The sequence below is a fragment of the Streptomyces sp. ICC4 genome (genome assembly GCF_003287915.1).
GTDB lineage: Bacteria > Actinomycetota > Actinomycetes > Streptomycetales > Streptomycetaceae > Streptomyces > Streptomyces tritrimontium.
In genome coordinates this window covers 406,056-424,500 of the sequence record NZ_CP030286.1, presented here as the reverse complement: position 1 = coordinate 424,500, position 18,445 = coordinate 406,056, and the positions used below count along the sequence as shown (strand labels likewise).

General features: G+C 69.6%; 18 protein-coding genes and 1 pseudogene. 11 read left to right on the top strand and 8 right to left on the bottom strand.

From position 1 onward, the window contains the following. Window positions 1–9 precede the first annotated feature (9 nt). Window positions 10–237: a hypothetical protein gene (locus DRB89_RS02085; RefSeq protein ID WP_112446198.1), complete on the bottom strand. Its 228-nt coding sequence runs from the start codon at window positions 235–237 to the stop codon at window positions 10–12. A gap of 237 nt (window positions 238–474) precedes the next feature. Here DRB89_RS02085 and DRB89_RS02080 point away from each other — a divergent pair, with 237 nt between their 5' ends. After that, window positions 475–1,758: a helix-turn-helix transcriptional regulator gene (locus DRB89_RS02080; protein ID WP_112446197.1), complete on the top strand. Its 1,284-nt coding sequence runs from the start codon at window positions 475–477 to the stop codon at window positions 1,756–1,758. Here DRB89_RS02080 and cutA read toward each other — a convergent pair. Next, the gene (gene cutA / locus DRB89_RS02075) at window positions 1,755–2,072 is read right to left on the bottom strand and encodes a divalent-cation tolerance protein CutA (RefSeq protein ID WP_112446196.1); all 318 of its coding nucleotides are present in this window, start codon (window positions 2,070–2,072) and stop codon (window positions 1,755–1,757) included. The two genes, DRB89_RS02080 and cutA, sit on opposite strands and share 4 nt — an antisense overlap. Window positions 2,073–2,248: 176 nt before the next feature. Here cutA and DRB89_RS45860 point away from each other — a divergent pair, with 176 nt between their 5' ends. After that, entirely contained in the window at window positions 2,249–2,377 is a 129-nt protein-coding gene (locus DRB89_RS45860) for a hypothetical protein (protein WP_275431876.1), read from the top strand. A gap of 55 nt (window positions 2,378–2,432) precedes the next feature. Here DRB89_RS45860 and DRB89_RS02070 read toward each other — a convergent pair whose 3' ends face one another. Beyond that, window positions 2,433–3,101, bottom strand: a complete 669-nt coding sequence (locus DRB89_RS02070) for a metalloregulator ArsR/SmtB family transcription factor (protein WP_112446195.1) — start codon at window positions 3,099–3,101, stop codon at window positions 2,433–2,435. Window positions 3,102–3,139: 38 nt separating this feature from the next. Here DRB89_RS02070 and DRB89_RS02065 point away from each other — a divergent pair, with 38 nt between their 5' ends. Both DRB89_RS02065 and DRB89_RS02060 read left to right on the top strand, forming a co-directional pair. Next, on the top strand, window positions 3,140–4,552 hold the full coding sequence (locus DRB89_RS02065) for an MBL fold metallo-hydrolase (RefSeq protein WP_239515980.1): 1,413 nt from the start codon (window positions 3,140–3,142) through the stop codon (window positions 4,550–4,552). Further along, entirely contained in the window at window positions 4,549–5,817 is a 1,269-nt protein-coding gene (locus tag DRB89_RS02060; RefSeq protein ID WP_112446193.1) for an MFS transporter, read from the top strand. Before DRB89_RS02065 ends, DRB89_RS02060 begins: the two co-directional genes overlap by 4 nt. A gap of 119 nt (window positions 5,818–5,936) precedes the next feature. On the opposite strand, the gene DRB89_RS02055 is transcribed toward DRB89_RS02060, so the two are convergent. Then, complete coding sequence (locus DRB89_RS02055; protein WP_112446192.1) at window positions 5,937–7,184, bottom strand: NAD(P)/FAD-dependent oxidoreductase; 1,248 nt, start codon at window positions 7,182–7,184, stop codon at window positions 5,937–5,939. Between the two features lie 459 nt (window positions 7,185–7,643). Between DRB89_RS02055 and DRB89_RS02050 the strand changes: the two genes are divergently transcribed. After that, complete coding sequence (locus tag DRB89_RS02050; protein ID WP_112446191.1) at window positions 7,644–8,507, top strand: MBL fold metallo-hydrolase; 864 nt, start codon at window positions 7,644–7,646, stop codon at window positions 8,505–8,507. Between the two features lie 598 nt (window positions 8,508–9,105). Here the strand turns inward: DRB89_RS02050 and DRB89_RS02045 are convergent. Next, window positions 9,106–9,381: an isoamylase early set domain-containing protein gene (locus DRB89_RS02045; RefSeq protein ID WP_112446190.1), complete on the bottom strand. Its 276-nt coding sequence runs from the start codon at window positions 9,379–9,381 to the stop codon at window positions 9,106–9,108. Between the two features lie 206 nt (window positions 9,382–9,587). Between DRB89_RS02045 and DRB89_RS02040 the strand changes: the two genes are divergently transcribed. Next, window positions 9,588–9,788 (top strand): hypothetical protein, encoded by a 201-nt coding sequence (locus DRB89_RS02040; RefSeq protein WP_112446189.1) that lies wholly within the window; start codon window positions 9,588–9,590, stop codon window positions 9,786–9,788. Window positions 9,789–9,834: 46 nt separating this feature from the next. Here the strand turns inward: DRB89_RS02040 and DRB89_RS02035 are convergent. Then, window positions 9,835–11,909: pseudogene (locus DRB89_RS02035) on the bottom strand (SpoIIE family protein phosphatase). 386 nt (window positions 11,910–12,295) lie between these two features. Here DRB89_RS02035 and DRB89_RS02030 point away from each other — a divergent pair. From DRB89_RS02030 to DRB89_RS02015, 4 genes are all read left to right on the top strand, one after another. Then, the gene (locus DRB89_RS02030) at window positions 12,296–12,874 is read left to right on the top strand and encodes a DUF5994 family protein (protein ID WP_112446188.1); all 579 of its coding nucleotides are present in this window, start codon (window positions 12,296–12,298) and stop codon (window positions 12,872–12,874) included. Between the two features lie 5 nt (window positions 12,875–12,879). After that, on the top strand, window positions 12,880–13,068 hold the full coding sequence (locus tag DRB89_RS02025) for a hypothetical protein (RefSeq protein ID WP_162688445.1): 189 nt from the start codon (window positions 12,880–12,882) through the stop codon (window positions 13,066–13,068). Window positions 13,069–13,163: 95 nt separating this feature from the next. After that, on the top strand, window positions 13,164–13,430 hold the full coding sequence (locus DRB89_RS02020) for a hypothetical protein (RefSeq protein WP_204357598.1): 267 nt from the start codon (window positions 13,164–13,166) through the stop codon (window positions 13,428–13,430). Window positions 13,431–13,479: 49 nt separating this feature from the next. Beyond that, window positions 13,480–13,752 carry a hypothetical protein gene (locus DRB89_RS02015; protein WP_112446186.1) on the top strand — a complete coding sequence of 91 codons (273 nt, stop codon included), beginning with the start codon at window positions 13,480–13,482 and terminating at the stop codon, window positions 13,750–13,752. 489 nt (window positions 13,753–14,241) lie between these two features. On the opposite strand, the gene DRB89_RS02010 is transcribed toward DRB89_RS02015, so the two are convergent. Further along, window positions 14,242–14,961 (bottom strand): hypothetical protein, encoded by a 720-nt coding sequence (locus DRB89_RS02010; protein WP_162688444.1) that lies wholly within the window; start codon window positions 14,959–14,961, stop codon window positions 14,242–14,244. A gap of 1,332 nt (window positions 14,962–16,293) precedes the next feature. On the opposite strand from DRB89_RS02010, the gene DRB89_RS46240 reads away from it, so the two are divergent. Further along, the gene (locus DRB89_RS46240) at window positions 16,294–16,545 is read left to right on the top strand and encodes a creatininase family protein (protein WP_112453105.1); all 252 of its coding nucleotides are present in this window, start codon (window positions 16,294–16,296) and stop codon (window positions 16,543–16,545) included. Here the strand turns inward: DRB89_RS46240 and DRB89_RS02000 are convergent. Further along, on the bottom strand, window positions 16,481–18,361 hold the full coding sequence (locus tag DRB89_RS02000; RefSeq protein WP_112446184.1) for a glycoside hydrolase family 15 protein: 1,881 nt from the start codon (window positions 18,359–18,361) through the stop codon (window positions 16,481–16,483). The two genes, DRB89_RS46240 and DRB89_RS02000, sit on opposite strands and share 65 nt — an antisense overlap. Window positions 18,362–18,445: the final 84 nt, after the last annotated feature.

Genomic DNA, 18,445 nt, shown 5'->3' with positions numbered 1-18,445 from the left:
CCCTGCGGTTCAGCCTCGCTCCAGGCTGGAGGGGTCCTTGACGATCCACTCCGAGCCTCCGCCCTCGGGCCGGGCGAAGACCGCGTTCGCGTACGAGACGCGGGTGGCCGGGTCTTCGTACTCGCCGATGAACTGGACGATGCCCCGCCGGTTCTCCAGCGGGTCGAAGACCGGCGTTCCTTCGCTGACCCAGCCGGGCATGGTCTGACGCTGGCGCGGACGGATCTGAGGGGCCACGGCTCTCTCCTTGGGCTCGGGCTGGCTCTTCGCTCCGGGGGACGCAGCGGGCCGCAGGTGCGACATGGGGTACGGCCTTGCGGCCCGCTGCGAGGGGGAGGCCGCCTTTCCCGGGCGGCTGTGACCAGTCAACTGCCGTACGCGTTTGGATGGATGGGCCAGAAGGCATGGCCATTCCGGGGACATGGCCAGGTTTTATGGCCAGGCTGGGATCAGGGCTCTGCCGACGGTCGGGGGATGGCGATGATGACCACGAACGAGGGCGACGGTGTGGAGCCGATCGGGCCGCTGCTGCGGCGCCTGCGCATGGCCGGCGGACGCACGCAGGAGGGTCTGGCGGCCGATCTCTCCGTGCGCCGGGGGTACCCGCTGGAGCAGGGCGCGGTCTCCAGGTGGGAGACCCACGAGCGGCTGCCCGACCCGGCTTCACGGGCGCTGCTGGCCGCGGAGTTCGGCGTACCGGAGGAGGAGCTCCGTCGGGCTGTCGCTCTCGCCCGACGCCTTCGCCGACAGGAGCAGAAGGACCAGACCGACCAGGAGAACGAAGTGTTCGACCGCCGCGGATTCATGACGGCTTCGGCCGGCGCCGGGATCGCCGTCATACAGCCCTCTTCTCTGCTCTCATCAGGACGGAGGATCGGAGCAGACGTCCCACGGCAGTTGAGCCAGCGCACCGCCCGGCTCCGGCGCCTCGACGACTTCGTGGGCGGTGGCGACACCTACCAGATGTACGTCCGCGAGCTGGCGACCACGACCCGTCTGGCCGACGAGGGGGTCTACAGCGAGGCGACCGGCAGGGGACTGCGGGGAATCATCGCCGAACAGGCCCAACTCGCAGGCTGGGCGGCATACGACGCGGGCCAGTACGAGGAGGCCCGCGGGCACTACATGACCGCCCTGGCCGCATCACGCACGGCCCAGGACAGCTCCCTGGAAGGCAACTCGCTGGCCTTCCTCGCGTACCTGGAATGGACCGTGGGCGGCGACTCCGGGATCCGCTTCGCCACGGCCGCGTACGAGGCGCTCGGTCCGGGGACGGCACCCGTCGTACGGGCACTGCTGGCCGACCGACTGGCCTGGCAGCACGCGACCTCGGGGAACGCCCGGGAAGCGGACTACGCCCTGGGCCTCGCCGAGGAGGCGATCCACGAGCCCGGCGACGAGCCGGGCCCCGACTGGGCGTACTGGGTGGACCACGACGAGATCGCGATCATGACGGGCAGGTGCTGGTCGGAGCTGCACCGGCCCCTGCGGGCGATCCCGGCCCTGGAGGACGCCCTGGGCCGGTACGACGACTCCCGGTCCCGAGACAAGGCGCTCTACCTGTCGTGGCTGGCGGCGGCCTACCTGGACGCCGGCGAGATCGAGCACGCGACCGTGATCACGACCCGGGTGTTCGACCTCTCCGAGGGACTCGCGTCGATCCGGCCGATGGTGCGGGCCCGCCTGATGGTCAAGCGACTGGAGCCCCACCGGTCCATCGCCCCGGTCGGTGCGCTGCTGGAACGGGCCAAGGGCTAGCGGGTGGCCCGCGTGATCCAGTCCAGGTACTCGGCACGGCCGGCGTCGATGGTGAAGGCGATGACCTCGGGCGAGTCGTAGGGATGGTTGTCCGCCAGGTGCTTCTCCAGCGCTTCGCGCCGGTCACCGGCCGTACGGAAGGTCACCTGGAACTCAGTCCCCTCGGAGACCTGTCCGAGGTGCCGGTACGTCGTCTCGATGGGCCCGGTCACCTGCCCGGAAGCGGCCAGATTCGCCTCCACTGCTGAGCGCGACAGCTTCCGCGCGGCGTCCTGATTGTCCACGGTCGTGATCACGATCAAGAAGTCAGCCATGGGGGCAACGTACCTGGCCTGACGCTGCGTTGGCTTGCACAGGCCATTGATTCCGGCGAGATCGACGAGAACCGATCACGCCGGGCGCCCCGCACGACCCCAGCACCTTTACGCGCTCCTGGCCAAACGGGTGACGCGAGCCTTTACCGCGCCTGCCGGAACCCTACTTTCGGAGCATGTACCTGAAGAACGGGAAGAACGATCACCGCATGACCAACCCCGGCATCGACCTCGACGCACTCCCTCCGGACACCCTCGTCACCCAGAAGGCCTGGCCAGTTCCCGCCTCGACTGCGACGCCATGAGCCGGTACAGCCCCCAGCGGAGCGCGTGACTCGTGGGACGGGTGCAGGCAAAGGATCAGGCGGCGGCCTCCGCCTCGACAGGCAGGTCGGCCAGACGCCATTCCAGCATGCCGTCGGTGAGTCGCAGGGCCTTGCGGCCGTGCTGGTGGAGCAGGCGTACGGCGTCGTGGGCGAGGACGCAGTAGGCGCCGCGGCAGTACGCGACGACCTCGACGTCGTCCGGTAGTTCGGCGATGCGCTCGGCGAGTTCCTCGACCGGGATGGAGATCGCGCCGGGAATGTGGCCTGCGGCGTATTCCTCGGCCGGGCGGACGTCGAGGACGACGACTTCGCCCGCTTGGGCGCGGGCCCGTAGTTCCTCTCGGTCGACCTCTTCCGCTGCGTCCGTGCCGAGGTATGCGGTGCGAGCCGGTTCGACGGCGGCCTGGTGGGTTTGGGCGACCTGGCGCAGGAGGGCGTAGAGGGCAGCGACGTCGTCGCCGGCGAGGCGGTAGTGGATCCGTACCCCCTCTCGGCGGGTGGCGACGAGTCCGGCCTGCTTGAGGGTCTGCAGGTGCGCCGAGGCCGTGGTCAGGTTCAGTCCGGCCGCCTTGGCGAGCGCGTCCACCGTGCGCTCGCCCTGCGCCAGCAGGTCGAGCAGTTCCAAGCGCTTCCCGCTGCTCAGTGCCTTGCCCGTGAGGGCGAAAGCGTCGTACAGGGCCGACTTGCGTACGGCATCTCCCATGGCATCCTCCATAGATCCATGGAATATTGTATCCGTGGATGGGCGCTGGAACCACCGAGCCCCTACCGTGTCACCTGGAGGACCTGATGGGCTTCGCCGACGATCAATTGATACCGCTGGTCGACGAGGGGCTGGGAAACAGCTCCTACCTCGTCGACCTCGGTGACGGACGCGCCCTCGCGGTGGACGCGAGCCGGGACCTGCGCGCACTGCGGGCCGCTGCCGGACGGCGGCGGCTGCGGGTGGCGTACGCGGCCGACACCCACCTGCACGCCGATTTCCTCTCCGGCGCCGTCCAGCTCGCGCACGACGACGACGCGACGGTCCTGGCCTCGGCAGCCGGCCACCGCGCCTTCCCGCACACGCCCCTCGCCGACGGCGACGAGACCGACCTCGGCGGCCTGACCCTCCGCGCGCTGGCCACCCCCGGCCACACCGACGAACACCTCTCCTTCCTGCTCCTGGACGGCACCCGCGAGCTGGGCGTCTTCACCGGGGGTTCGCTGATCGTCGGCTCAGCCGCGCGCACCGACCTCCTCGGCGCCGACCGCGCCGAGGAGCTGGCCCGTGCCCAGTACCGGTCGTTGGGGCGCCTGGCCGAGCTGCCGGACAGCACGGCGGTCTGGCCCACCCACGGCGCGGGCTCGTTCTGCTCCGCCCCTCCCGGCGCCGAGCGCACCACAACCATCGGTGACCAGCGTCGGGCCAACCCGCTGCTCGCTGCGCCGGACGAGGACGCCTTCGTGCGGCAGCTGCTGGGGAGTCTCGGTTCCTACCCGGCGTACTTCGACCGGCTCGGTGAGGTGAACCGGCGCGGGCCCGCGGTCCTAGGGTCCGCGCCCACGCTCGCCCCGCTCACGGTGGCCGAGGTCCGCGGCCTCCTCGGCCAGGGCGCTCAGCTCGTCGACGTCCGCTCCGTCGCCGATTTCGCCGCAGGCCACATACCCGGCGCGATCTCCAACCCGCTACGCGGGCAGTTCGCCACCTGGCTCGGCTGGCTGCTGCCCGACGACAGCCCGCTCGTGTTCGTCACCTCCCCCGGTCAGGACCTCGCGGAGCTCACCTGGCAGGCCCTGAAGATCGGATACGAGCGGCTGGCCGGGCACCTCGAAGGCGGCATGGACGCCTGGACCACCGCCGGGGGACAGCGCCAGAGCATCGAACTGCTCACCGCCGACCGCATCGGGGGCCGGCCCGTACTGGACATCCGCCAGCGTGCGGAACACACCGCGGGGCACATCGCTGACGCGGTCCACATCGAACTCGGCGATCTCGCAGCCCGCTCAGGCGAGGCTCCGGCCGGCGCCGTGGTGGCCTGCGGTCACGGCGAGCGCGCCATGACGGCCGCCAGCCTCCTGCAGCGCGCCGGGCAGCGGGATCTCGCCGTCCTCGACGGCGGCCCGGGTGACTGGGCCAAGGCCACCGGCCGCCCCCTGCAGGAGGGGGCGTGAGCATCCACGCAAGCGGCGATTCCAGTACCGGCATACGGCTCGGACTGCGGGCCAACCTCCCCCAGTTCGCCCTGCTCGTCGCGGTCAACGCGCTCGTCGGCGGGATGCTCGGCCAGGAACGCACCGTCCTGCCACTGCTCGCCGACGACGTCTTCCACCTCTCCGCCTACACCGCCGCCCTCACCTACATCGTGGCGTTCGGCGCGACGAAGGCCGTCACCAACTTCTTCGCCGGGACCTGGTCGGACCGGTACGGCCGCAAACCGGTCCTGATCGCCGGATGGCTGATCGCCCTGCCCGTGCCCGCGATGCTGGCCTGGGGCCCGTCCTGGGGCTGGATCATCGCCGCGAACATCCTGCTCGGCATCAACCAGGGCCTGACCTGGTCCACCACCGTCATCATGAAGATCGACCTGGCCGGCCCCGAACGCCGGGGACTCGCCATGGGCTTCAACGAAGCCGCCGGATACGGCGCCGTCGCCGCGACCGCCATGGCCACCGGCGCCATCGCCGAACACGCCGGACTACGCCCAGCACCGTTCCTGCTCGGGGCCGCCTACGTCGTCCTGGCTCTGGGCCTGTCCGTCTTCGCCGTACGCGAGACCCGCGACCACGCCCGCCTCGAGGCCGACCGCCACACCAACCCCACGGGCGGCGGCCACGACGGGGAACTCACCACCGGGCAAATCGCCCGCCTGACCAGCCTCCGCGACAAAGCCCTTTCGGCCGCAAGCCAGGCCGGCCTCGTCAACAACCTCAACGACGCCCTCGCCTGGGGCATCTTCCCCCTGCTCTTCGCCGCCCACGGCCTGTCCATCGCCCAGATCGGCATCCTCGCCGCCCTCTACCCCGCCGTCTGGGGCGCAGGACAGATGCTCACCGGCTGGTGGTCCGACCACATCGGCCGCAAACACCTCATCACCGCGGGCATGCTGCTCCAGGCCGCCGCCATCGCCCTCGTCGCCGCCGGCACCACCTTCGGCGTCTGGGCCACCGCGCAAATCCTGCTGGGCATCGGCACCGCCCTGGTCTACCCCACCCTGCTCGCCATCATCGGCGACGTCGCCCACCCCGCGTGGCGAGCCCGCGCCGTCGGCGTCTACCGGCTCTGGCGGGACGGCGGCTTCGCCGTCGGCGCCCTCCTCGCCGGCGTCCTCGCCGACGCCTACGGCCTGACCACCGCCATCTACGCCATCGCCGCCCTCACCGCCGCCTCCGGCCTCCTCGTCGCCGTCCGCATGTACGAAACACACCCCCGCACCTGACCACCACACCGTCGAGGTTCCCCAGCCACACGAGGCGCCGGGGCACCTGTCGGCGTCGCCGCACCTCCCGGTGACGACACGCTACGCCGGGGCGCGTGCCACTACGCCGGTCAAGGCGGTCAGGCCGCGTTCCCCGTATGGCCGCTCATCCGTTCCTCCATGTGTCCGAAGAACACCTCGGGCGGCGTCACTCCAGCCGTCACCCTGGCGAACTCGTCCTGCGCCGACGGGCTCTGGGACACCGCGAGGAGCAGCTGCTCCATCTCGGGAGGCGGCGGCTCCAACGTTGCGAACTCCGCCGTGAATTCGTACATGCTCATGACCTGGGCATCCCTCGCCTCCTGGGTCGCCCGCATGGCTTCGTCGAAGGGCTGCCGTCCGTCGAGTGTGTCGCCCAGTGCCCGGGCGCACCGCTCCGCATCCCGGAAGGCGTCCTGGATGCCCTGGGCGGTGATGGGGTCCTTCAGGTATCCGGCATCGCCGACCAGCACCCAGCCTGGGCCGTAGGGCTTGCGGAAGTAGTTGGGGATGGCCATGCCCAGGAACCGCTCGGCCCGGGTGGCGGCCGAGACCCGCTCGGCGAAGGCCGGCGCCAGGGCCAGCGTCGCACGGTAATTGCCTTCGACGTCCGCACGGTTGGCCTCGAAGTCACGCATCGGCCAGGCGCAGATGAGCAGTGTCAGATCGTCGTTGGTGGGCCAGGCGGCGAAGGCCCGGTCCCCGCGGTCGTACGCCTCGAACGTCCCGCGCATCGGAAGCCCGGACCAGTAGGTGTAGTAGTAGGCGTTGATCTTCGGTTTCTCCGCGTAGCCGACGGCGCCCACCGCCTTCGCGACCGACGAGTGGAGTCCGTCCGCGCCCACGACGAACCGGGCGTACTCGGTGACGGTCCTCCCGTCCTTGCCGTGGCCCTTGATACCGGTCACCGTGTCCCCGTCGGTCAAGATCTCCTCGACGGTGAACCCCTGGCGCACCTCGGCACCGGACTCCGCCGCAGCGTCGATGAGGATCTCGTCCAGGACGGTGCGTCGCGGTGCGTACGAGGCGTCGAAGCCCTCTCCGGCCGGCGAACCCGTGATGGTGAAGGGGCCGAGGTCAAACGCGTAGGTGTCGATGGGCGGGCAACCGGTCTCGACCACCCGATCCAGCAACCCCCAACGCTCCAGCGCGGCGAGGCCCGGCGGGTGGATCAGATGGGTGGAGATCGTGTCGCTCGGAAACGTCGCCCGGTCGACCAGGAGGACCCTGTGTCCGAGGCGGGCGAGAAGCATGGCGGTCGGTGCCCCTGCGCAGCGTCCACCGACGACGATCACGTCGTGGTCGCGGGTGCCGGTGTCGGTGCCAGTCGCGCCGGCTGCACTGGACATGGCCCCACCTGCCCATCGGTCGGCACCGCCCTCCCGGCTCCTGATCCGGTCGATCAGGAGCCGGGAGGCCCACCCGTCGTCGCGATGCGGTTTCGGCCCCCTTCCACGCTAGACCAGGCTCGGCTTCGGGGCCCGCCGGAGCACGTCGAGGAGGTTGCGGAGACCTTCACCGCGATCCCGTCAGTGGTGTCCCGGAAACACGGGAGCTACGCGGACGAGCAGCCCGCATCGAGGGCTGAACACGCCGGCCTGTGCCTACGTGACCGGTGACAGGCCTGGACGCCGGACGGCGGCGGGCTGGTGGTCGTGTTGCGGATCGGATGCGAGCCCGCAGGATGGGTCTTGGAAGTCGGGTCGGCAGCTCGTCGAGTCCCGGCCCTGGGTCCGAGGCCAACCTGGCGCCCGACCAAGCCGGATGTGTTGGCCTGGATCTCGACGAGAGTGGAAGGTAGCCACTACATGCCGGAAGCCACATCAGCGCTGCGGTACGAGACGTTGTGCTTGCGCCGGTCAGGTCTGACCCGCGACCTGCCGGCCGGCACTCCGCCAGAGCTCCAGTGGGTGGTCAACACCGCGACACTGATCCTCGGTGAGCGTGACGCCGCGCTGGTCGACACGTTCCTCACCGTCGAACAGAACCAGCAGCTCGTCGACTGGGTGAAGGCCCACGACCGCAACCTGGCCTACGTCTACATCACGCATGGCCATGGCGACCACGGCTTCGGCGTGAAGCAGCTCCTCGAGGCATTTCCCGAGGCCAAGGCGATCTCGACCGCCGCAGCCGTGGCCAAGGCGAGGTTCGAGGGCACACCGCCCTACGTCGACACCTTCTGGACCTCGCGTTTCCCTGGGCAGGTCCCGCTGCCCCAGGTCTTCCCGGAAGTCCTTGAAGGCGACACCTTCACCCTCGAAGGCCATGAGCTACGGGCAGTGGAGACCGGCTTCACCGACTGCGAGGGCAGCACCGCGCTGTGGGCGGCGGACCTGCGGCTGGTCGTCGCCGGCGATGTCGCCTACAACGGCATCCACCAGTACCTGGGCGAGACCACCACCGCGTCACGCGAGGAGTGGATGCGCGCCACCGACACGCTCGCCGCACTCGACCCCGCCTACGTCGTCGCCGGCCACAAGAACCCCGACCTGCCCGACGACCCGAAGATCCTGGCCGAGACCAAGCAGTACCTGGCGGACTTCAACCGGCTCGACGCCGAGACCAAGACTGCGGCCGAACTGTACGAGGCGATGCTCGCCCTGTACCCGACCCGGGCGAACCCGGGCTCACTCTGGGGTGGAGCAAAGCGGGCCAAGGCGTCATCGCAGTAACGTCACGCCCGGCCAACGACAGACTGCCGACGCTCAGACTCGCCTGCCGGGGCCACTCGGGAGCCGAAGCCCCTGACCCAGAGACCAGCCCTCGGCATCGCACAGGTCGAGCCGCCCAGCGAAGCAGCGATTGCGCTTGCAAGGTCCCCTCTCGGGCATGCCGTCGTTGGGCCTCGGCATCGCCGGTATCGCCACCTGGGTCGAACCCTCGCCGGGCGTGTGCCGGGTACATGCCCCAACCGTGCCCTTAAGGACGGTCAGCAGCGGTCAGAAGGGGATCGCGGAGGGGCTCTACGAAGAACACCCCAGGAACTGTTTGTGCAGGTCAGGTGCCATCTCCACACGCTCCGCGCAGTAGATTCCCAAGCTTATAGCGCGGGTTCGATTCCCGTCATCCGCTCCACAGCAAAGCCCCAGGTCAGCGACCTGGGGCTTGTTTGTTGCCCAGATTCTGTTGGGCTCTTACCATCAGTGCCCTCGCGGGACGTCAGGTTGGGCCCCAAGGACCTACTCGATGTCGAGTGGCTGCCGTCAGTCGTCTTCCACAGGGAGGCCGACGTGCCGCGCCAGCCGGTGTCAGGTCACGCCGCTGGGTCCATCAGGTGTGCAGACGGCTGTTGGGTCCGTCCTGGTCGCCGGCGCTCTCGTCGTTGAACCAGTAGTCACCGGCGGCCAGGTACCGGAAGGAATGCGTGCTCTTGCTCGGCAGTTCGACCGTGACGGCCCGTTTTCCGTCTTTGCGCGGCCGCAGGGTGTGGGTACCGGGCTGCCAGTCGTTGAAGTCGCCCACCACGCTGACCGGGCCGGGCGGGGTGTCGGCGGGCAGGACGAAGGTGACCTCCGTGCGGTCCTTGCGCAGCGTGCGCTCCAGCATGAGACGGGCTCCTGACAGCAGGGGGCGGGTGGGAATCGCGCCCATCCTCGGCGCCGAAGGGACGGCCCGCCTTCCGACGCCGCCACACCGAGGACGGGTGTCACCCGTAAGCCACACCAGGTAGGCGAGATGATGCAGATTGTCACTATGCGTGTCAGCGTGATCCGCGAGGAATCCAACCCCACGGATCTGGAGGAGTCTCTGTCATGGGCGATTCACAGGACAGGCATCAGGAGCCGGGCAAGGGCCGCGAGGCGCAGGAGCATCATCGCCCCGGTGACCCCGCGCACCCCCAGCCGGGCAAGGCGTCCCGCGAGCAGGGACAGAAGCAGGGCCGGAAGGAGACTTCGCGCCGCCGCGAGGACGACCTGTTGCGCGAGGAAGACCTGCACGACGAGTCGCTCTGACCAGAGCACCACTCACCCACACACCCAGAGCCCGGCCGCGGGAGTGTCAGGGCTGGACCCGGGCGATGAGCAGGGCGACGTTGTCGTGGTCGCCGGGGCGACGCAGGGCGTGGAGGAGCATGTCGCAGGTCTCCTCCAGGGATCGCGGCGGCGTTGCGAGGAGGGCGAGGAGGGCGTTCAGGCGTTCGTCGATGGCCTGGTCGCGGGTTTCGACCAGGCCATCGGTGTAGAGGACCAGTTGGTCGCCCGGGTACAGATCGAACGTGGTGGTGTGGAAGAGGATCCCGCCGACACCGAGAGGGACCGCGGTGGGCAGTTCCAGTAGTTTGGGCGGCCGTCCGCGACGCATCAACACGGGGGGCATGTGCCCCGCGTTGGAGATGAGGCAGCGGGTGTGGCGGGGGTCGTAGACCGCGTAGACGCAGGTCGTGATGGTCTGCCCCATGGGTTCGGTCAGGCGGTCGAGGTGACGCAGTACCTGCGCGGGGTCGAGGTCGAGTTCGGCCAGTGTGCGGGTCGCGGTGCGGAGCTGACCCATGGTTGCGGCGGCGCTGATGCCGCTGCCCATGACGTCGCCGACGACGAGGGCGGTCTTGTCGCCCGTCAGGGGGATGACGTCGAACCAGTCGCCGCCGACCTCGTCCGCCGCTTGGGCGGGCTTATAGCGGTAGGCGATGTCCAGGCCGGGCGGGTCCGGCGGCTCCTGAAGGAGGAGGCTGCGCTGGAGGGTGAGGGCGGTTTTGCGTGCCTGCTGGTACCAGCGTGCGTTGTCGATGCACACGGCGGCCCGCGCGGCCAGCTCGCCGGCCAGGACCTCGTCGTCGGCCGTGAACGGTTCCGGATTGCGCAGGCGCTTGAGGTCGAGGGCACCGAGGACTTCGCCGCGGGCGATGAGCGGCACGGCCAGGTAGGAGTGGAGGCCTGCGGCGGCCAGCATGCCGACGGCTTCGGGACTGCGGGCGATGCGGATCAGGTCATCGGCGTCCACGCGCGGCACGCGGACCGGGCGGCCGGTGTTCACGCACCGGGTGACCAGCCGGTCGGCGTCGTAGCGTGCCACCTCACCCGGCGGATCGGCCGCGCGCACCGCGTCGGTGGGGTACGCGGCAGCCACGGCCAGGGCCCTGAACACCGCTGACCCTTCGTGTACGGCAACGGCTGCCCGGCTGTGCAGGATGCTGTCGAGCACGTCCACCGCGGCCACGTCGGCCAGCTCCGGCACGGAGACCTCGGCGAATTCGCGGGCGGTCTGGTCGAGATCGAGCGTGGTCCCGATGCGCAGGGAGGCATCGGCTACGAGCGCGAGGCGCTGCCGGGCCCGGGCGGCCTCGGCTTTGTCGCGATGCCGCTCACTGACGTCGACGACGGACGTCGCGACGCCGAGCACCTTCCCGTTGGAAGCCTCCAGCCGGTAGAAGGACACCGACCACACGTGCTCACGGTCGGGGTCGGCCGGGGTGCGCAGCTTTGGACTCGCGGTCAAGGATCGGGATTCCGTCGGCCAGAACGTCACGCATCGCGGACTCGATGGCCTCGGCGTCCAAGAAGGGCAATGCCTCGCGGACGTTCCGGCCGACGTGCTCGGCAGCCGGCAGACCGTTGATACGTTCCAGCGCCGGATTGACGGTCACGTACCGCAGATCGGTGTCTATCACCGCCAGCCCGATCGGGGACTGCGAAATCAGCCGGGTGGACAGCGCCAGATCCCGCTCCACCCGCCGCAACGTCGCCTGGTCGGTGGCCAGGCCCAGGGCATAGACGCCTTTCCGGCCGTCCTCCAGCCGCATGTTCCGAACTCCACCAGCCGCGTGCCGCCATCCTTGTGCCGCACGGGAAACACGCCCGCCCAGCTCCCCCCGCCCGCCATGACCCGAGCGAACAGGTCGACCACCAGCTCCAGGTGCTGCTCGTGGACCGTAGCCGGCCCGCGAACCGGCCGAGAGCCTCAGCAGAGGTGTATCCGAACAGCTCCTCGGCCTGCGGGCTCCACAAGGTGATCCGCCCGTCCGCGTCGAGCACCACGGCCGCCACCTTCAGGACATCCAGTAGCCCACCGGGCTCGGGGGAATCACCATCCGACGGCTGGCCGGGGTAGGCCGGGAAGGGTTCGGTTGCGCGCATCCCGGGACTCCTTCCACCCGCTGCCCGCGACTCCCATCCTCCCTCCCCCACAGCCGACCCCGCACCTCTGTACGAGCAGCGAGGCGGAGTCAGCCATCTGAGTCCGCCCGTTCACGGGGTGCAGCCGCACCTCACCGCTGTTCGGTGCCGATGCCGACGCCGGTGCCCGGTCGGCGAGCTGCGCGAGCCCGCCGTTTCGCGAAACTCCGGCCGCCCGGTGCACCGCCCGCCGGAAAATGGCTGGTCACGCCGGTCAGACTCCACCGAACGGGCGTACAGTGAAAGCACTGGGAGTACTTCGCGCACCGGCTTTCACGCGGGTGTCGTTCCTGGCGATCGCCTAATGTCCGGGCTGCCGACGGGCAGTCCGGAGGCAGGTCCGCATCATGACCAAGACCCTCGACCGGACCGCGCCCCGCAACCTCGCCACAGAGCTCCCGGCCCGCTTGTCCCTCGCACCGAAGACCATGCTCGCCGGCCAGCTGGACGGGGCCTGGTGGCCCCACTCCCGCGACCTCACGACCGAGCTCCCCGCGCTGGCCGCCGCCCTGGAGGAACCCTGGGGACGCATCACCCGCGTCACCGTGAACCCCGTCCACTGGGCTGCGGTACCGCACACGGTGCCCGCTGACGGGCGCACGCTGCACGTGGGCTGGTTCACCGAACAGGACCCCGACAAACTGATCCTGCTCTCCTACACCGTCGGGCGCTGGGACCTCCTCGTCATCCCGCCCGAGACCGAGCCCGCCGCCGCGGCCCGGCTCATGACCGCCGCCGCGATCCCCGGCAGCGACCTCACCGCGAGCGTCCTGATGGCCAACGAAGCCGCCATCGGGCGCGGTATCCGCGACGACGCCCGGCGCCAGGAAGCCGGCTGGGAGAGCGAAGGCGGAGCCTGCATGTCCCCCTTCGGAAATCCGATCGACCGCCGCACCCTCCCACTGCCCGGGAACGGCTGGAGGTGAGCTCCGTGGAGACCCTCGTCCTCATCGCCGTGACCATCCTCGCGGCCGGCATCGGAATGCGCCTGATCCACCTGCTCAACGCCCAGCACGACGCCCGGATCGAGGCCTACAACTTCAGCGACCCCCTGCCGAGGCCTCCCGGCCTGCCGGACGACACCAGTCGTCGAGCCCACCACACGGATGCCGACCGGTGAGGAACAGACTTTCCTCCGACCAGGGGCAGCGGACGGGGGCGCCACGGCGCCCCCACCCGCCGGCTCCTCGCCCACCACGAAGGGAACACGCCCACGTGAAGTACATCGAGACCCAGACACTGCCGTCGCTCGGGCACGCCGAGGTACGGATCATCGCGCACGCGCCCGAAGCCGCCCGAGCGGTCGCAGAAGCACTGCGCGGCTGCTTCGCCGGCGCGGAACAGCGCAGCTATCCCGGCCTCGACGGCAACACCCGCCTCCACCTCACCGTGGACACGGCAAGACCCGCCGGCCCCGCCCGCTCCTGGCTGGCCGCCAGCCGGACCCCCGTCTGCACCGGCACCCACTCCGACGAGACCTGAGAACCCCACGGACCCCGGAGTCCACCCCCGCACACGAGAGGACGCGGTCATGGCCACACTGCGCGAACGCAAGACCTACCGCGACCAGGTGCTCCGGGTCCTGTACGAAGCCGTCGAAGGCAACCGCCTCCTCGGCATCACCGGAGCACAGCTACGGCGCGACCTCCACGTACCGGAACAGGACCTGGCCGCCGCCTGCACCTACCTGGCGGGCGAAGGCCTGATCACCGTCGACTGGGAACCGGGCAACACCCCCTCGATGGTCACCCTCACCCACGAAGGAATCCGACACATGGAATCCGAGGAGGAAGAGCACGGCTGAACCCCTCGCACACGTGAAGAGGGTCTGGCGCCTGGGTACGGGAACTTCAGTTCCGCGTCCCCCTCACAGCCGGAAGGTTCCACGGCATCAAGCCGACGGATACGTGCCCCATCCGTGCCCTTCGGAGGGGTGAACAACGGTCACCACGGGGCAGGACGGACCCTCGCCACAGGTCGCTCATCAGGGTGTTTTCGCAGCTCAGAGCCCTACAGATGCGCTGCGCATCATAGATTCCCAAGCTTATAGCGCGGGTTCGATTCCCGTCATCCGCTCCAGGACAAAGCCCCAGGTCAGCGACCTGGGGCTTTGTCGTGCACAGACCTGTCTAGCCTCGCTGGGCTTGCTCATGACCCCGCTCCTGCACATGCCCGAAGACCTGGCCAACTGGGCCGCCTGTACGCATGGTTCGGAGCCACCGCCCACCCGCCGGCCCGAGCACGGTCGCCGGCAGCCCCCTCCGGCCTGCATGACGGCGAAGAGCGTGCATGCTCAGCTTGTGGGGAGCGGGAGCCTCAGCCGGATCGGGGGACCTTCACGGGTCGGATCGTCCAGGACGAGTACAACGGCGGTCGGTCGGCGGTCCGCGGTGGCGGTGACGGCACGGTATTCATCGAAGTGCGGGGGTGTGCCGCTTCCTCCGCCGGAGATTTCCTCGGGGTCGTCCGTGTCGGGAGCGTGCTCGAAGAGAAGTCTCAGGGGCTGCCGCGGCCAGGGATCGGGGAAGTCGGATGCGCCCGGGCGGCGCGTGGCGTGGGCGGCGACGTGGCAGCCTCCGGGGGAGGACACGACCCCGCTGTGCCGAACGGTCCACTCGGCGTCCTCGTGCACGACAGCCCCCGGGAGCAGGAGGCGCAGGCAGGCGCCCGGTTCGGTGTCGGGTTCGGCGAGCCCGTTGAGTGCGTACTGCTCGTCTCGGTCGGGGAGCAGGATGCGGGCGGCGCTTCCGGGAGTGTCCGGGAGGATGAGCTGGGACAGACGGGCCCGCGGTGGGCCGAGGAGGGTCAGCTCGTCGGCCGCGATCGGGGCCGCGTCCGGGACGGGTACGAAGCAGACGGGCTCCGGGGCCCGGTCAGGATCGGCGGCCACTACGGATCCGACGAGGAGTTCCGTCCCTGAGGGCGTCTGCTCGGCGAACAACCAGACGGCGCCGTCCGCCCCGTCGGCCGGCGGCCGGAGCCACCCCAGCCCCTCAGATGTGGGCGTCGTCAATTCGAGCACCCCAGCTTCGCCGGAGATGACTTGCCGCCCCCATGGAAGGCACCGTTCTGGACGTAGGCCCTTGCCTCCGTCACGTACCACCGAGCAGCGGAACTCTTCTTGCAGGGCGTTGCGAACCAGATACGGGAGACCCTCCAGTTGTCCTCCTTACGGTCGCTTCGGCGCCAGACGGTCACCTCACGGTCCGCACACCGCTCGCAAGCCCGGCTCAGGAGGCGGACCTCCAGCCACTTCGGGGCCCAGTCAGGGCGTGAGTCGCACGTGTGATCCGCATAGCCGTGGATCCGCCCCTCGGCATCCAGCGTCGGAGCGTACTCGTTGACTTGGCAGATGAACTTGCCCGCACGGGGCTCAGGGGGTGACGGTTCCGCGTGGACGGTCCCACTCAGGGACGAGACGAGCAGGACTGTGGTGGCGAGGGCCAAAACGCGTCGCATGGGCAGTGCGTCCTCATCATCGAGAAGCCGATTCCCGGACCCTAGCGTCGCTTCGAGACGAAAAAGTAGGAATCTACCCGGATGGCCCCGTACGTGCTGCTCGGCATCTCGGCAGGACCGTGCCACAACGTGCCAGCAGGAGCGGCAACCAGCGGTCAGCAAGGGCTACACCGGAAGCAGTCACACCAGACAGAAGATGGGCGTTCGCGCAGGTCACGGGGTTGGCCGGGGCCAAGTGTCGGGTGATTCCCAAACTTATAGCGCGGGTTCGATTCCCGTCATCCGCTCTTGCAAGAGGGCCCAGGTCGGCGACCTGGCCCTCTTCGCTGTCTAGACCTATCCGGCCTCGCCGCACCCTCCGCATGCCATAAGTGCCCTCACAGGACGTCAGATTGGACCCCGAGCCGCCACTGAGTGCGGCGGGGGGCCGAAGAGTCCCGAATGCCGGGACGGAGATTCATGCGACTTGGGCCACACGTCGAGGCTGCGGTCCCGGGCGCCTACCCGTGGTCGGCCTCGGCAGCGCGCAGCCAATAGCACGATTCATTCGTAAACGGGGAGTTCCCGCGATTCCCCTCCCCGCAGGTGAGCGGGCCAGGGAGAGTCCTGAGCCATAATCGATCTTGCAGGACCTACGGAAGAGCCTTCAACTGCGCAGGATCAGCCCGTGGCCGCTGCTGCACTCCGCGCTCCGCAGGGACACGGGCGCACTGGCCCGCCCGTGGCTGGAGCGGCCCGCCTGGCTTCTGTCGCCTTCCGCTGGGGCCCCGTCTCACCCCGACGTCGCGGATGCCGCCCTGGTGGCCGACGTACGCGGCGCGGTCGCCTGCATCATCGGCCAGGAGATCGTCAACGCCACCCCGTGCACTTGCTCCCGCCGATCACGATGTCATGCAGCCACGAGCACGCCGCGCTCCCCGGCACCGCCAGCATCAGCCCGAAGACCCTCTACGCCGTGATCGACAAAATCCGGGCGTCCCTCGCCCGCTCCGGCATCACCAAGCTCGTGATCACCAATGGCCACAGATTGGGGCTCGACGCCGGCGAAAAGGTGGCGGATCTAGATCATTTCGTTACGAATTCTGAGTGCGGCTTGTGGCCTGGTCGATCTCGGTATCGAGTGCCAAGGCGGCCGTGATGAGGGCGAGGTGGGTGAAGGCCTGGGGAAAGTTGCCGAGCTGTTCGCCCGTGGGGCCGATCTCCTCGGCGAACAGGCCGACGTGGTTGGCGTAGGTGAGCATCTTGTCGAAGGCGTACCGGGCCTCTTCGAGTCGTCCCGCCCTGGCGAGGGCATAGACGAACAGGAAGCTGCACAGGGAGAAGGTGCCTTCGGAACCTCGCAGGCCGTCGGGCGAGGCGGCTGGGTCATAGCGGTAGACGAGGCTGTCGGAGACGAGTTCGGTGGCCATGGCGTCAAGGGTGGAGAGCCAGCGCGGATCCGTCGGTGCGATGAAGCCGACGAGCGGCATCAGCAGCAGAGAGGCGTCCAGGACGGTGCTGCCGTAATGCTGGACGAACGCCCGGCGTTCCTCGCTCCAGCCACGGGTCATGATCTGGTCCATGATCGTGTCGCGTGCCGTCGTCCAGCGGATCAGGTCCGCGGGCCGGGCGTTGGCCGTGGCCTGGCGGATGCCGCGGTCGAAGGCGACCCAGCACATGAGGCGGCTGTAGGTGAAGTCCTTCTGGCCGCCGCGGGTCTCCCAGATGCCCTCGTCGGGGCGGTCCCAGTTCTCGCAGAGCCAGTCCAGCAGGCCTGCGAAGCGCTGCCAGCCGTCGTAGCCGACGACGTCGGAGACCTGACCGGCCTGGGCGAGGGCGTAGACGGCCTCGCCGTAGATGTCTAGCTGGAGTTGGCCGACGGCGCCATTGCCCGCGCGGACGGGGGCCGAGGCACGCCAGCCTTCGAGGTGGTGGAGGACCTCCTCGTCCAGGTACGGGTCTCCGTCGAGGCGGTACATGATCTGCAGGGGTTCGCCGTTGGGGGCGGGGCCGTCCTTGAGCCGCTGTCCGAGCCAGCTGCGGAAGGCGTTCGCTTCTTCGGTGAAGCCGAGGTCGCGCATGGCACGGACCGAGAGGGAGGCGTCGCGGACCCAGGTGTAGCGGTAGTCCCAGTTGCGCTCGCCGCCCTCCTGCTCGGGCAGCCCCATGGTGGCGGCGGCGATCGGTGCGCTGGTAGGAGCGTAGGTGAGGAGCTTGAGGGTGATGGCGGAGCGGTTGACCATCTGCTGCCACCGGCCCCCGTAGCGGCTGCGTCCGATCCAGCCGTGCCAGAAGCGGCGCACGGCTGTGAACTTCTCCACCATGTCGGCCATGGTTACCAGCGGTGGGGCTGCACTTCGAGTGTCACAGACCGTCAGGGTGACGGCTGCGTGCTCGCCGGCTTTCAGGGTGATGGTGGCGCGCACATCGTCGCCGTCGGCCTCCAGCGGCACGGGCCCGACGGCCTGCAGGTGCGCGGTGGTACCCGGTCCCTCGAAGTGCGCGGTGGCCCCGTCCAAGGCCAGGCCGTGCGCTTGCCGTCCGTAGTCGAAGCGCGGGCGGCACTCCAGCGTGAAGCGTACGGTCCCTCGTACGACCCGCAGGAAGCGCACGACCTGGTGGCGGTCGGTGACGGTGTGCGGTTCGTGCACCGGCATGAAGTCGACGACCTCGCCTACGCCCTCGGGGGTGAGGAAACGCGTGATCAGGACGGCGGTGTCGGCCAGGTAGAGCTGGCGGGTGGTGACGCCGGGCTGAGCGGACGCGTTGCCGGGGTCGTCGCCGGTGAGGGCAGGGGCGTCCGCGGTGATGGCGAAGTATCCTCCGCGGGCGTGGTCGAGCAGGCCGGCGAAGATGCTGGGCGAGTCGAAGCGCGGCGAGCAGAACCAGTTGAGTACGCCCGAGGAGGAGACGAGAGCGCAGGTCTGAAGGTCTCCGATGAGGCCGTGCTCGGCAATCGGCGGGTAGTGGCGCATCGGCTCTCCAAGGCTGACAGGGGCTGCCCGGCCGGGCAGCGGCGGGAGTGGGGTCGGGCACGCGGTGGCGAGGATGACGAGGGA

Bases quoted from the DNA above. Each gene is read 5' to 3' on its own strand.
- DRB89_RS02080 (WP_112446197.1), top strand. From the start codon at position 475: ATGGCGATGATGACCACGAACGAGGGCGACGGTGTGGAGCCGATCGGG.
- cutA (WP_112446196.1), bottom strand. From the start codon at position 2,072: ATGGCTGACTTCTTGATCGTGATCACGACCGTGGACAATCAGGACGCC.
- DRB89_RS45860 (WP_275431876.1), top strand. From the start codon at position 2,249: ATGTACCTGAAGAACGGGAAGAACGATCACCGCATGACCAACCCCGGC.
- DRB89_RS02070 (WP_112446195.1), bottom strand. From the start codon at position 3,101: ATGGGAGATGCCGTACGCAAGTCGGCCCTGTACGACGCTTTCGCCCTC.
- DRB89_RS02065 (WP_239515980.1), top strand. From the start codon at position 3,140: ATGGGCGCTGGAACCACCGAGCCCCTACCGTGTCACCTGGAGGACCTG.
- DRB89_RS02055 (WP_112446192.1), bottom strand. From the start codon at position 7,184: ATGTCCAGTGCAGCCGGCGCGACTGGCACCGACACCGGCACCCGCGAC.
- DRB89_RS02050 (WP_112446191.1), top strand. From the start codon at position 7,644: ATGCCGGAAGCCACATCAGCGCTGCGGTACGAGACGTTGTGCTTGCGC.
- DRB89_RS02045 (WP_112446190.1), bottom strand. From the start codon at position 9,381: ATGCTGGAGCGCACGCTGCGCAAGGACCGCACGGAGGTCACCTTCGTC.
- DRB89_RS02040 (WP_112446189.1), top strand. From the start codon at position 9,588: ATGGGCGATTCACAGGACAGGCATCAGGAGCCGGGCAAGGGCCGCGAG.
- DRB89_RS02030 (WP_112446188.1), top strand. From the start codon at position 12,296: ATGACCAAGACCCTCGACCGGACCGCGCCCCGCAACCTCGCCACAGAG.
- DRB89_RS02015 (WP_112446186.1), top strand. From the start codon at position 13,480: ATGGCCACACTGCGCGAACGCAAGACCTACCGCGACCAGGTGCTCCGG.
- DRB89_RS46240 (WP_112453105.1), top strand. From the start codon at position 16,294: ATGTCATGCAGCCACGAGCACGCCGCGCTCCCCGGCACCGCCAGCATC.
- DRB89_RS02000 (WP_112446184.1), bottom strand. From the start codon at position 18,361: ATGCGCCACTACCCGCCGATTGCCGAGCACGGCCTCATCGGAGACCTT.